The organism is Pseudomonas lini, from assembly GCF_964063345.1.
In the GTDB taxonomy this organism is placed as follows: Bacteria; Pseudomonadota; Gammaproteobacteria; order Pseudomonadales; family Pseudomonadaceae; genus Aquipseudomonas; species Aquipseudomonas lini_B.
Genome location: NZ_OZ061318.1, coordinates 2,636,506 through 2,649,701, shown reverse-complemented (window position 1 = coordinate 2,649,701; position 13,196 = coordinate 2,636,506). Strand labels below are relative to the sequence as shown.

General features: G+C 59.3%; 11 protein-coding genes. 3 read left to right on the top strand and 8 right to left on the bottom strand.

Going from position 1 to position 13,196, the window contains the following annotated elements; all coding sequences use genetic code 11:
- Positions 1–87 precede the first annotated feature (87 nt).
- The 3 genes from AB3226_RS12030 (at position 88) to AB3226_RS12020 (ending at position 4,454) form a co-directional block, all read left to right on the top strand.
- Entirely contained in the window at positions 88–1,884 is a 1,797-nt protein-coding gene (locus AB3226_RS12030; RefSeq protein WP_367373200.1) for an acyl-CoA dehydrogenase C-terminal domain-containing protein, read from the top strand.
- A 276-nt stretch (positions 1,885–2,160) separates the two neighbouring features.
- The gene (locus tag AB3226_RS12025; protein WP_367373199.1) at positions 2,161–3,939 is read left to right on the top strand and encodes an acyl-CoA dehydrogenase C-terminal domain-containing protein; all 1,779 of its coding nucleotides are present in this window, start codon (positions 2,161–2,163) and stop codon (positions 3,937–3,939) included.
- 356 nt (positions 3,940–4,295) lie between these two features.
- Positions 4,296–4,454 carry a YqaE/Pmp3 family membrane protein gene (locus AB3226_RS12020; protein ID WP_007904205.1) on the top strand — a complete coding sequence of 53 codons (159 nt, stop codon included), beginning with the start codon at positions 4,296–4,298 and terminating at the stop codon, positions 4,452–4,454.
- Between the two features lie 142 nt (positions 4,455–4,596).
- Here the strand turns inward: AB3226_RS12020 and AB3226_RS12015 are convergent, their stop codons facing one another.
- The 8 genes from AB3226_RS12015 to AB3226_RS11980 form a co-directional block, all read right to left on the bottom strand.
- Positions 4,597–6,429 (bottom strand): prolyl oligopeptidase family serine peptidase, encoded by a 1,833-nt coding sequence (locus AB3226_RS12015; RefSeq protein ID WP_367373198.1) that lies wholly within the window; start codon positions 6,427–6,429, stop codon positions 4,597–4,599.
- Entirely contained in the window at positions 6,395–7,570 is a 1,176-nt protein-coding gene (gene pqqE, locus AB3226_RS12010) for a pyrroloquinoline quinone biosynthesis protein PqqE (protein WP_367373197.1), read from the bottom strand. The genes AB3226_RS12015 and pqqE overlap by 35 nt, the downstream gene beginning before the upstream one ends.
- A complete protein-coding gene (gene pqqD, locus AB3226_RS12005) occupies positions 7,542–7,817 on the bottom strand; it encodes a pyrroloquinoline quinone biosynthesis peptide chaperone PqqD (RefSeq protein WP_052967135.1) in 276 nt (91 codons plus the stop codon). The genes pqqE and pqqD overlap by 29 nt, the downstream gene beginning before the upstream one ends.
- Positions 7,814–8,566, bottom strand: a complete 753-nt coding sequence (gene pqqC, locus AB3226_RS12000) for a pyrroloquinoline-quinone synthase PqqC (RefSeq protein ID WP_367373196.1) — start codon at positions 8,564–8,566, stop codon at positions 7,814–7,816. The genes pqqD and pqqC overlap by 4 nt, the downstream gene beginning before the upstream one ends.
- 129 nt (positions 8,567–8,695) lie before the next feature.
- Positions 8,696–9,607, bottom strand: a complete 912-nt coding sequence (gene pqqB / locus AB3226_RS11995) for a pyrroloquinoline quinone biosynthesis protein PqqB (protein ID WP_258617632.1) — start codon at positions 9,605–9,607, stop codon at positions 8,696–8,698.
- Between the two features lie 84 nt (positions 9,608–9,691).
- A complete protein-coding gene (gene pqqA / locus AB3226_RS11990; RefSeq protein WP_009045898.1) occupies positions 9,692–9,766 on the bottom strand; it encodes a pyrroloquinoline quinone precursor peptide PqqA in 75 nt (24 codons plus the stop codon).
- A 156-nt stretch (positions 9,767–9,922) separates the two neighbouring features.
- Positions 9,923–12,361 carry a pyrroloquinoline quinone biosynthesis protein PqqF gene (pqqF, locus tag AB3226_RS11985; RefSeq protein WP_367373195.1) on the bottom strand — a complete coding sequence of 813 codons (2,439 nt, stop codon included), beginning with the start codon at positions 12,359–12,361 and terminating at the stop codon, positions 9,923–9,925.
- A gap of 38 nt (positions 12,362–12,399) precedes the next feature.
- The gene (locus AB3226_RS11980) at positions 12,400–13,194 is read right to left on the bottom strand and encodes a carbon-nitrogen hydrolase family protein (protein ID WP_367373194.1); all 795 of its coding nucleotides are present in this window, start codon (positions 13,192–13,194) and stop codon (positions 12,400–12,402) included.
- Positions 13,195–13,196 lie beyond the last annotated feature (2 nt).

Below are 13,196 nucleotides of genomic sequence, written 5' to 3'. Positions count from 1 at the left end.
ATGATGGCGCATTCAGCGTCTGGACTGTGATTGTGAGGCGTGGTGCGCGGCAGTAGGTTTGAGCAATCTGCCGCCGGAGAAATGACCATGCCCGAGTACAAAGCTCCCCTGCGCGACATGCGCTTTCTGATCGACCACGTCTTCGATTTTCACAGCAACTACGCCGCGCTGGGCGCCACCGATGCCAGCCCGGACATGATCAATGCGATCCTCGAAGAAGGCGCGAAATTCTGTGAGAACGTTCTCGCACCGCTGAACCGCAGCGGCGACGAAGAAGGCTGCCATTTCGACAACGGCGTGGTCACAACGCCTACAGGTTTCAAGCAGGCTTTCGCGCAATATGTTGAAGGCGGCTGGCATGGTCTGGCGGCAGATCCGGTTTACGGCGGCCAAGGCTTGCCAAGTTCTTTGGGTTTGGTCATCAGTGAAATGGTCGGCTCCAGCAACACCTCTTGGGGCATGTACCCCGGCCTGACTCACGGTGCGATGTCAGCGATCCACGCCCATGGCACCGAAGAGCAGAAACAAACCTACCTGAGCAAGCTCACTGCCGGCCACTGGACCGGCACCATGTGCCTGACCGAAGCCCATTGCGGCACCGATCTGGGCATCATCAAGACCCGCGCCGTGCCTCAGGCCGATGGCAGTTATGCAATTTCCGGCAGCAAGATTTTCATCTCTGCCGGCGAGCACGACATGAGTGACAACATCATTCACCTGGTGCTGGCCAAACTGCCGGACGCTCCCGCCGGTACCAAGGGCATTTCGCTGTTTATCGTTCCCAAATTCCTACCCAATGCCGAGGGCGAGGCGGGCGAGCGCAATGGCGTTTCCTGCGGTTCGATCGAACACAAAATGGGCATCAAGGCCTCGGCCACTTGCGTGCTGAATTTCGACGACGCCAAGGGCTTCTTGATCGGTGAGCCGAACAAGGGCCTGAACTGTATGTTCACCATGATGAACCACGCGCGGCTAGGCACCGGTATGCAAGGTTTGTGTCTGGGTGAGGCGAGCTTCCAGGGCGCGATCAAATACGCCAACAACCGCCTGCAAATGCGCTCGCTGACCGGCCCGAAAGCACCGGAAAAAGTCGCTGACCCGATCATTGTTCATCCCGATGTGCGCAGGATGTTGCTGACCATGAAGGCCTTCAACGAAGGCAACCGAGCGTTGACCTATTTCACCGCGCAGTTGCTGGACGTTGCGCATCTGAGCCCGGATGAAACGGCGCGTCAGGATGCTGAAGACCTGTTGGCATTCCTGACGCCAATCTGCAAAGCCTTTATGACCGACACCGGGCTAGAGGTGACCAACCTCGGCATGCAGGTGTTTGGTGGCCACGGTTTCATTCGTGAGTGGGGCATGGAGCAGTTGGTTCGTGACTGCCGGATCGCGCCGATCTACGAAGGCACCAACGGCATTCAGGCGCTGGACTTGCTTGGGCGAAAAGTCCTTGGCAGTCAGGGAAAACTGCTGCGCGGCTTCACCAAAATCGTCCACAAGTTCTGTGCGGCAAACGCTGAACATCCGCAACTCGCCAGCTATGTGGCGCAGCTCGATGGTCTGAATCAGCAGTGGGGCGAGTTGACCACCAGGGTCGGCATGGCGGCGATGAAAAATCCGGATGAAGTGGGTGCCGCTTCGGTGGATTACCTGATGTACAGCGGCTACATCATCCTCGGCTATCTGTGGTTGCGCATGGCGTTGGTGGCTCAGGCGCAGTTGGAGGCGGGCGGCGGCGATGCCGATTACTGCCGGGGCAAACTGGCGACCAACGAGTTTTATTTCAAGCGTTTGCTGCCACGTACCGCCGCACATCAGGCGGCCATCGAGGCGGGCAGCGATTGCCTGATGAAGCTGCCGGCGGAGTTGTTTGCGCTGTAAATCGGCTATCTGTGGCGAGCGAGCTTGCTCGCGCTGGGCTGCGCAGCGGCCCCAATCGGACTGTCTGCTCGATTGGTGAGTGCTGCGCACTCAAGCGGGAGCAAGCTCCCTCGCCACAGGTTTTTTGTGATAACAAATATAATTCCAGTCTGGTGACTAAAAATAACAAAACGGTCATGAGTTGACCCTATGTGTCGTAAAAGTTGTTGAGGTACACTCGGACACAACGAAATCACTATTCTACGAACCACCTGTTTAGATCTTGCGAGGTTTGCCATGGCTGACTACAAAGCGCCCCTGCGCGATATGCGCTTCGTCCTCAATGAAGTTTTCGAGGTCGCCAAACTCTGGGCCGAACTGCCTGCGCTGGCCGAGACCGTCGATGCGGAAACGGTTGAAGCCATTCTCGAAGAAGCCGGCAAGGTCACCAGCAAAAGCATCGCGCCGCTGAGCCGTGCAGCTGACGAAGAAGGTTGCCACTGGGCTGACGGTGCCGTCACCACCCCGGCCGGTTTCCCACAGGCTTATCAGACTTACGCCGAAGGTGGTTGGGTGGGTGTCGGTGGTGATCCGACCTACGGCGGCATGGGCATGCCCAAGGCGGTTTCGGCGCAGGTCGAAGAAATGGTCAACTCCGCGAGCCTGTCGTTCGGTCTGTACCCGATGCTGACCGCCGGCGCTTGTCTGTCGATCAACGCCCACGCCAGCGAAGAGCTGAAAGCGGCGTACCTGCCAAACATGTACGCCGGGATCTGGGCCGGCTCCATGTGCCTGACCGAGCCGCACGCCGGTACTGACCTGGGAATTATCCGCACCAAGGCCGAGCCTCAGGCCGATGGTTCCTACAAAGTCAGCGGCACCAAAATCTTCATCACCGGCGGTGAGCACGACCTGACCGAGAACATCATCCACCTGGTATTGGCCAAACTGCCTGACGCGCCAGCGGGGCCGAAAGGCATTTCGCTGTTCCTGGTGCCGAAGTTCATGGTCAATGCCGATAGCAGCCTGGGCGCGCGTAACCCGGCGAATTGCGGTTCGATCGAACACAAGATGGGCATCCAGGCATCCGCGACCTGCGTGATGAACTTCGACGAAGCCGTGGGTTACCTGGTCGGCGAGCCGAACAAAGGCCTGGCGGCGATGTTCACCATGATGAACTACGAGCGTCTGGGCGTCGGCATCCAAGGCCTGGCCACTGGCGAGCGCTCCTACCAGAACGCTATCGAATACGCTCGCGACCGTCTGCAAAGCCGCTCGCCGACCGGCGCGCAGAACAAGGACAAAGTGGCTGACCCGATCATCGTCCACCCGGACGTGCGACGCATGCTGCTGACCATGAAAGCCTCGAACGAAGGCGGCCGTGCCTTCTCCACTTACGTGGCGATGCAGCTGGACACCGCCAAATTCAGCGAAGACGCCACCACCCGCAAACGCGCAGAAGACCTGGTTGCACTGCTGACGCCGGTGGCCAAGGCCTTCCTGACCGACTTGGGTCTGGAAACCACGGTTCACGGCCAGCAGGTTTTTGGCGGTCACGGCTACATTCGTGAGTGGGGCCAGGAGCAACTGGTTCGTGATGTACGGATTACTCAGATCTACGAAGGCACCAACGGTATTCAGGCGCTGGACCTTGTAGGGCGTAAGATCGTTGGTAGCGGCGGGGCGTTCTACAATCTGTTCGCTGACGAGATTCGTCATTTCATCGGGACAGCCAATGCTGACCTGGCGGAGTTCACCCAGCCGCTGAATGATGCGGTGGGTACCCTCGACGAACTGACTGCGTGGTTGCTGGACCGGGCGAAAAACAACCCGAACGAGATTGGCGCGGCGTCGGTCGAGTATCTGCAAGCATTCGGTTACATGGCCTACGCCTACATGTGGGCACTGATGGCCAAGGCAGCCTTCGGTAAAGAAGCACAGGACGATTTCTACGCGAGCAAACTCGGTACGGCGCGGTTCTATTTCGCACGTCTGCTGCCGCGTATTCACTCGTTGAGCGCGTCGGTAAAGGCCGGTAGCGAATCGCTGTTCCTGCTGGACGCAGGACAATTCTGACCCTTTAACGTTATGTAAGCATTCTCTTACATAACGTGCTGCTGTTTTCCCATAGGCGAAGATTGGATCCAGAGCTAATCTACTTCACATGGACGTCGCGCAGGAAGCGCAAAGCAACAACACGGACACGTAGGATTCTGCCAGGATGGCGGAGTGAAATGGATGTCAGGGAAACAGTCTGCAAAGCCCCGCTTCGGCGGGGTTTTCTTTTGCCTGGAAAAAAGTGCTCAGCTCAACCCGTCCAGTGTCACTGAGCTGCTGAGGCTGCGACTCGATCTACAACTGAACCCTGAAGAACGCTGCGGGTCGATTAGCTGTAGGGTTCACAAGAGCCTACGTCAATCAGGAGCTACCCCATGGACTTTATTCGAATCATCATCGCCATTCTGTTGCCGCCACTGGGTGTGTTTCTGCAAGTCGGTTTCGCTGGAGCATTCTGGCTGAATATTCTGCTGACGTTGTGCGGTTACATTCCGGGGATCGTGCATGCGGTGTACATCATCGCCAAGCGCTGACATTCGCTGCGTCAGATAGACCGCTTTCGCGAGCAAGCCCGCTCCCACATTAATCGCATTCTTCCTGAAAGAACTCGGTCGAATGTGGGAGCAAGCTTGCTCGCGAATGGGCCGCCGCAAATAGCTGCACTGAGCGCAGACTTCAGTCCGCCAAGTCCATCACCCTTTGATAAAACAACCACTCCTGCTCCAGTGCATGGGCCTGATTGCCGGCCTTGCGAAAGCCATGGCGTTCGTCGGCGTAGTAATGCGCTTCGACCAGAATCCCGTTGTCCTGTAGCGCAGTGACCATGTCGCGGGTCTGTTGCGGCACGACCACGGCGTCCAGTTCACCCTGAAAGAAAATTACCGGAACGCTGATGTTGTTCGCGTGCAGCAATGGCGTGCGTGCGGCGTAGCGTTCAGCGTCCTGCACCGGGGCGCCAATCAACCAATCCAGATAATCGCCTTCGAACTTGTGGGTGGTGCGGCCCAGCGCAACGGGATCGCTGACGCCATACAGGCTGGCGCCCGCACGAAAGACCTTGTGAAAGGCCAGTGCGCACAACGTGGTGTAGCCACCGGCGCTGCCTCCACGGATAAACGCCTTGTTGCCGTCGATCAGCCCCCGATCGGCGAGGTAGGCCACCGCCGCACAGGCATCTTCCACATCCACATCGCCCCAACTCAAATGCAGCGCCTGGCGATAAGCGCGGCCATAGCCGCTGCTGCCTCGGTAGTTGAGGTCGGCCACGGCGAAGCCGCGCTGCGCCCAATACTGGATTCGCGGGTCGAACATCGGGTAGCAGGCCGAAGTCGGGCCGCCGTGAATGAACACCACCAACGGCGCTTTCGTGTCACCGGTCATCGCCGGGTAGAAGAAACCGTGGGCCTCGCCTGAACCGCTCGGATAGCGCAGGGTTTGCGGGCGGCTGATTTGTTCGGCGGGCAGCGGTGCGATACCGCCGGCCAGAACGTTGACCTGGCGTGTTTCACGGTCGATGGCAATGATTGCCGACGAACTGACCGGCGAAGCGGCGATGCAGTAGATGAACTGTTCATCCTGTGCGAGATGGCGGAAGCGGCTGTAGTCGCCCGTGAAATCGTCACAGGAGCCATTGCCATGGCAAAGCCCCATTCGACCAAAACCACCTTCGGTCCAACTCGCCAGATAAGTGTCTTCGCCCAACGGCAACCAGGTGCAACCACCCAGTTGCCAAGGCGCCGGTCCATGGTCGGCGGCAGCGCTTGGGAGTGGGCTCAGACCGTCGCTCGACTCCATCCACGGCTGCCAGAAGCCGCCGCGATCCGTCAGACAAAACAGACGGCCGCTGTCATCGAATCGAGGCTGTTGCAGTGACTCCTGAGCGCCATCGCCTGCCACACAGTGCGGCTGCGCAAAACAGCGATCGCTCTGGCGTTCGGCAACCATCAGGCGAGTGGCGGTCCAGGGCTGATCCGGACGGTTCCATTCGATCCAGGCCAGACGCTGACCGTCAGGACTCACGGTCGGTGCAGCGTAGAAATCGGCACCTTCGGCCAGCAGATGACGTTGGCCGCCAGCCAGATCGATAGCCACCAGGCGATGTCGATCGCGGTTCTCTTCTACCGCCAGCACTTGCCCGTTGGCGAAGTGCAAATCGCCGTAGCGGCATTCACTTGAAGTCAGCACCTCTGGCGCCTCCCCCGTCAGCGATTGCCGATACAACTGCTGATCGGCCTCGTTGACGAAAACAAGCCCGTCATCGGTCAGACAAAACGCGCCGCCGCCATATTCGTACACCCGGCTGCGCACACTGAAGGTGGGCGGCGTCAGGCAATGAGCCTGGCCGTCGCGCCACTGCCAGATCCGGCAGGCGGCGTCCTCGGGGCGGTATTCGTTCCAGAACAGGCCATGCTTGCCGATTTGCAACTCGGCGAAGTCGATGCCGGCCGCGACAGCCTTGGCGGCGCTTAAGGGTTCAGCTTTTAGCGATGAGGCGTGAGTTTCGTTCATTGCGGAAGGCCAGTTGTTCGATGGTTTGGGTCGCGTGTTCGGCTTCTTCGCGGGCCTTGAGAATCACGCCGTGATGTTCCGACTTGCTGCACACCGGGTCGGCGTTGCTCGCATCACCCGTGAGCATGAACGCCTGACAGCGGCAGCCGCCGAAGTCCTTTTCTTTCTCGTCGCAGGAACGGCACGGCTCGGGCATCCAGTCGTAACCGCGAAAGCGGTTGAAACCGAACGAGTCGTACCAGATGTGCTGCATGCTGTGGTCGCGCACGTTAGGGAATTGCACTGGCATCTGTCGGGCACCATGACAGGGCAAGGCAGTTCCGTCCGGTGTGACCGTCAGAAAAATACTGCCCCAGCCATTCATACAGGCTTTCGGGCGTTCTTCGTAATAGTCCGGCGTAACGAAAATCAGCTTGCACGGATGCCCTTCGGCTGCAAGTTTTGCGCGGTATTCGTTGGTGATGCGTTCGGCGCGAACCAATTGTTCTTTGGTCGGCAACAGGCCAACCCGATTGAGCTGGGCCCAGCCGTAGAACTGGCACGTCGCGAGTTCGACGAAGTCCGCTTCAAGGGCGATGCACAGCTCGATGATCCGGTCGATCTTGTCGATGTTGTGCCGATGGGTGACGAAGTTCAGCACCATCGGGTAGCCGTGAGCCTTCACCGCGCGAGCCATTTCGAGCTTTTGCGCGAAGGCCTTTTTTGAGCCGGCCAGCAGATTATTCACTTGCTCGTCGCTGGCCTGGAAACTGATCTGGATGTGGTCCAGGCCAGCCTTCTTGAAGTCGCTGATTTTCTGCTCGGTGAGGCCGATGCCGGAAGTGATCAGGTTGGTATAGAAGCCCAGTTTGCGCGCCTCGGCGATCAGTTCGGTGAGGTCTTGGCGCACCAGCGGCTCACCGCCGGAAAAACCCAGCTGCGCCGCGCCCATCTCCCGCGCTTCGCGGAATACCTTGATCCACTGCTCGGTGGTCAGTTCTTTGCCTTGTTCGGCGAAATCCAGCGGGTTGGAGCAATATGGACATTGCAGCGGGCAGCGATAGGTCAGCTCGGCCAGCAACCACAGTGGGAGGCCGATTTCAGGCTTGGGCGGTAACTTGTCTGACACGGAATCAGGCAAGTTCGATCCAGTGCTGAGCACGGGCAACCTCCATGAACTGCTCGATGTCATCACCGAGCTCAGGCACGTCGGGAAACTGCGCGCCCAGTTCGGCGATGATCGCCGCGACATCGCGCTGACCATCAATCAAACCGCCAATCAGCGCAGCGCTGTCGTTGAGTTTGATCATGCCTTCCGGGTAGAGCAGCACATGGCCTTTTTGCGCCGGTTCGTACTGGAAGCGATAGCCGGTGCGCCATGTCGGGGTTTTGCTGCGATCGAAACTCATACGGTGATCCCTTTATGCCAGACCTGCTGTTCGGTCACGCTGTGGTAGGGCGGGCGGTTCAGTTCGTAGGCCATGCTCATGGCATCGAGCATGCTCCAAAGAATGTCCAGTTTGAACTGGAGAATTTCCAGCATGCGCTCCTGGCCATCCCGCGTAGTGTAATGCTGCAAAGTGATCGCCAGACCATGCTCCACATCCCGGCGCGCTTGGCCCAGACGCGTGCGGAAATATTCGTAACCGGCCGGGTCGATCCACGGGTAATGCTGCGGCCAACTGTCGAGGCGTGATTGGTGGATTTGCGGCGCGAACAACTCGGTCAGCGAACTGCTGGCGGCTTCTTGCCAACGGCCCCGGCGGGCGAAGTTGACGTAGGCATCCACGGCGAACCGCACGCCAGGCAGCACCAATTCCTGAGAACGCAGTTGATCCGGGTCGAGGCCGACCGCTTGTCCGAGACGCAGCCATGCTTCGATGCCGCCCTCTTCTCCGGGGGCGCCGTCATGGTCCAGCAGGCGCTGAATCCATTCGCGACGAATCTCGCGGTCCGGGCAGTTGGCCAGGATAGCGGCGTCCTTGAGCGGGATGCTCACCTGATAATAAAAGCGATTGGCGACCCAACCCTGAATCTGCTCGCGGGTTGCCCGGCCTTCATACATCGCCACGTGATACGGGTGATAGATATGGTAGTAGGCGCCCTTGGCGCGCAGGGCCGCTTCGAATTCGGCGGGGGACATTGCGGTGTCAGTCATTGCGGTTCTCCGGGAACAACCGGTGGATTCTTTGGTGTCTGGTCTGACGCCTTCGCGGGCAAGCCACGCTCCTACAGGGGATAGCGCTATCTCTGTAGGAGCGTGGCTTGCCCGCGATGGGGTCATCCGCTACAACACAATACTCATGCCGTCATACGCCACTTCAACCTCGCGCCGAACCAACTCCGCACGCTCCGGCGAATCCTCGTCGAGAATCGGGTTGGTGTTGTTGATGTGGATAAGCACTTTGCGCTGCTTGGGCAGTTGCTCCAGCACTTCGAGCATGCCGCCGGGGCCGTTCTGCGCCAAGTGGCCCATCTCCCGGCCAGTGCGCGTGCCCACACCGCGGCGTTGCATTTCGTCGTCGTCCCACATCGTGCCATCCACCAACAGGCAATCGCTGCTGGCCATGATCTTCATCAGCGCAGCGTCGACCTTGCCCAGGCCCGGTGCATAGAACAGTTTGCCGCCGGTGCCCAGGTCTTCGACGATCAGACCGATGTTGTCGCCCGGATGCGGGTCGAAGCGATGCGGCGAGTACGGTGGGGCGGCGCTACGCAGGGGCAGCGGGGTGAAGCGCAGGTTCGGGCAGGCCGGGACGGTGAAGCTCTGATCGAGTTCTATGCGGTTCCAGTTCAACCCGCCGTTCCAGTGAGTCAGCATGGTGAACAGCGGGAAACCGGTGCTCAGGTCTTCGTGGACCATGTCGGTGCACCAGACCTGATGCGGGCAGCCTTCGCGCAGACTGAGCAGGCCAGTCGTGTGATCGATCTGGCTGTCCATCAGGATGATTGCGCTGATGCCGGTGTCACGCAGCGCGCGACCTGGCTGCATCGGCGCGAAGTTCTGGAGCTGGGCGCGGATGTCCGGCGAAGCATTGCACAGCACCCAGTTCACGCCGTCATCGGAAATCGCGATGGACGACTGGGTGCGCGCCTCGGCCCGCAGGCTGCCGTCGCGAAAACCTGCGCAGTTCACGCAGTTGCAGTTCCACTGGGGGAAACCGCCGCCGGCGGCGGAACCTAGAATCTGGACAAACATGGCCGCTCCATCATTGAAAGCTGAAAATAAAAACGCCCCGGCGAGCCGAGGCGTAGCACTGCATTCTCTACCAGACGGCAGAGCTTAGCGGCTTGCGAAGTACATGGTGACTTCGAAGCCGATACGCAGGTCGGTGTAAGCAGGTTTGGACCAGGACATAGAAGCGCTCCTTCAGGTGGATGGGACAGTCGAGACCTATACATATAGTCCACCTCCAGCTGGAGATGTTCAGATAGTTAGGCGGCTATGTTACTCAAAATTACAGAGCGATTGGCCACGAATCTTTGAGAAAGCTAATTGCAGCACCGGTAATGATCATTTTGCCACTTGCCAAAGCGTAGTGGGGCACGGTCCGTTGGCCAGACAGCGCCATCCACCGTCGGCCCGATTCAGTCGTTGTGCCGCCGCCAGCAAGGCTTCACGGTCGATCATCAGAATCGCCTGAGGCAGATGTTTCAGGTAATCCGACGAGTGGCCGGCCAGTTTGCCTTGCCAGAGCAGCTCGGCGGCCTGGGCGTTGGGCAGGGCGGTGCTGTCGAATTGATCGGCCAGGGCTTGGCGCTGAGCGATGAAGGTCGTGTCATCGATGCTTTCGATCATCCCTTCCAATTCGCTGAGGAACTGTTCGATGTGTTCCAGCAAATCCAGAGGCGCGACGCTCGGTGATTGCACGCCAAACAGCAGCCCGGTCTGACCGTTTATCTGGCGTAGTCCGCTGAAAACGACATACCCAAGTTGCAGCTCCACCCGCAGGCGCTGGTAGAACGGCGTCTGGCACACGTGCGCGAGCAATCGCCAGGCGGCTTCATCGGCGATGTCATGGGTTGCCGTCGGACAAAAGAGTAACAGCGCATGTTCGCTGGATTCGGTGGCGACGGAGTTCCACAGATGCTGCGAGCGAATCGACGGAGGCTGCGTCAGTTGACTGTCCGCAGTGCCGGGAATACGACTCAAGGCAAGCCCCATCGCCGCTTGTGTCTGGGCAGACAGGCCTGTCGCCAGGCCATCCCAGCGTGCGCTCGACCAGAGTTGCTGCAGGTCATTTGAGATTACGGTGTGCTCAAGGCATAGATCGGGCAGTGCCTTGAGCAATTGTCGAATCGGCATCAATGCAACGGCCGCCGGCTCTTCCTGTGAGAAATCGGCATCAGGTTTTGTCAGTTCTTTCAGCGCATGTTCTAGGACAGTCGGCATCGGTTCCTGCAGGCCCGTCATTTTCAGCAGCCATTCATTGCCCGAAACGCTGAAGGAAAAGTCGACACCGGCCTGACGTGCATCTTCGCGCAGCATCCGCAGGCAGTTTTCCAGATTCGACTGAAGGCGGCTGTGAGGTGCGAACTCCAGGTGCCAGCGCAGATAAACCGCACCTTCATCCGTGTTATCCGGCAATGCCTGACTGAACTGCATCGGCGATCGTTCGCGGCGACTGCGTGAGCGATCCTGGGCAAAAGTCCGCAGGCCGCGATGAGCGCTGGTCTGGCCGCGAATCAATCCGGTATTCGAGGCTGGAGTCTCGGCGCGCAAAAACGGGTTAGGGGTCGGCAGTTGCCACTGGCCGGTGAAGTTATCCACAGCGCCGATTTGTTTGAGAATTGCCTTGAGGGCGACAACGCCCTGTTCCGATAACCCGGATTCAAGCTGTTCGCTGTCTCGTCGGGCCAGTTTCAAGGCGCTGCTGACTTGCTGTTGGCGCTGCAGCAGAGCCGCATATTCTTCGCGCAATTCGGCCCAATCCTGATGAGAGGCAAAAAAGCCCAGCCAATCCAGAAGCCGTTCGCGGATCACGTTGTCCGGTTGCGTAGTGTTGGCGGGCCGGGTGAATTCGATGTGCAGCAAGGCTTGGCCAGCGTAGTGATAGAGCGGCGCGGCTTTCAGATTGTCCGCCAGCCCATGCTCTCGCAGCTGCGCCGAAAGGCCACCGGGTTTTTCGGCGTTCAGCCAGTGGCACAGGAACGCCAGCGCTTCGAGCGATGAGTCGGGCAGCGCTTCGAAGGCGAACAGCAGATCCAGCCGACGTTCTCCAGCCTGTTGATAACTATTGTCTGAAGAATCCATCAACAGGGTGGGATTTGTCTGAGAGACTTTTTCGCCGGGGGTAATAGCAGCGGCAAACGCTTGAGCCATCCCCTTCAATTCATCGAGACCCTGTGGCCCGACCAGGCTCAGCGTCATCTGTCCGGTCTGATAAAACTGCTGATAGAAATCCTTCAACGCTTGCTGAAATTCGGGCTGCGGCACCGGCAGGCTGTAACGGTTTCCCGCATGAAACGCCCGCAACGGATGAGCCGCCGAGAGTCCATCGAACAGCGCAAACTGCTGTTGGGCCGACGCATCCCGCGACCAGGCGACAAATTCGGCGTGCAGCACTTCCCGTTCCCGCCGCTGATCGTCCGGATTCATACGCGGATGAGCGAGCATGTCTGACAGACGCTCCAGCCCATCCCTAAACGCCTGAGGCGGCAGCTCGAAAAAGAAATCTGTCGTACGTTCGCTGGTTCGCGCATTCACCTGCCCGCCATGACCTTGTACGTAGGCCATCAGCCCTTGCTCTGCGGGAAAACGCTCTGTACCCAGGAACAGCAGATGCTCAAGAAAGTGCGCCAGCCCCGGCCAGGCCAGTGGCACGTCGTGACTGCCGGCAGAGACCCGCAACGCGGCCCCGCAGCGCTTCAAATCAGGAGCATGACGCAGCGTCACCCGCAGGCCGTTGGCGAGGGTTTCAGTGTGGAGGCGAGGGTGATTCAGCGCAGGCATGAGCACTTCCAGAACAGAGAAGCGCTAATGCTAGCGGATTAGGGCTTGTTCAGCTCGCCGTATAGCTCGGGACGGCGATCGAGGAAGTAGCGATTGGCGGCGCGGGAATCGATCATCAGCTGACGATCCAGTTCACCGACAATCAGCGCTTCATCAAGTCCGGCCTGGGCGATGCGGCTGCCATCCGGCGCGGCGATGCTGCTTTGGCCGCAATACTGGATCTCGCCTTCGTGCCCGCAATAGTTGGCGTAAGCCACATAACACTGGTTTTCGAAGGCCCGTGCGCGGACGGTGACGTCGGCGATGAAGTCGTACGGAATCATGTTCGCCGTCGGCACCAGAATCAGCTCGGCGCCGGCCAATGCCAGGCGGCGGGCGTTTTCCGGGAACTCCAGGTCGTAGCAGATCAAAAAGCCAAGCTTCCAGCCGTTGAGTTCAACCAGCGGAAACTCATCCGGCCCAGGGCTGAACATCGAGTGATCGAGGTCGCCGAACAAGTGAGTCTTGCGGTAGTTGCACAACCGCTCGCCATTGGCGTCGATCAACTGCACGGCGTTGTAGATCTGCCCGTCTTCGGTGCGCTCCGGGTAGCCATACAAAATGGCGATTCCCGTCGCCTTGGCAATGCGCGCGATTTGCTGCGCCGATTCACCGTTGTGCACCTCCGCCAGCACGCTGACCGCATCGGTGCCGATGTTGTAGCCGGTCAGGAACATCTCCGGCAGCACCAGTAAGTCCGCACCCTTGGCCTCCAGCGCCAGTTGATGCAGGCGTTGCAGATTACCTGCGACGTCCAGGGGCAGCGGTGGGCATTGGTAAAGGGCTACGCGCATTT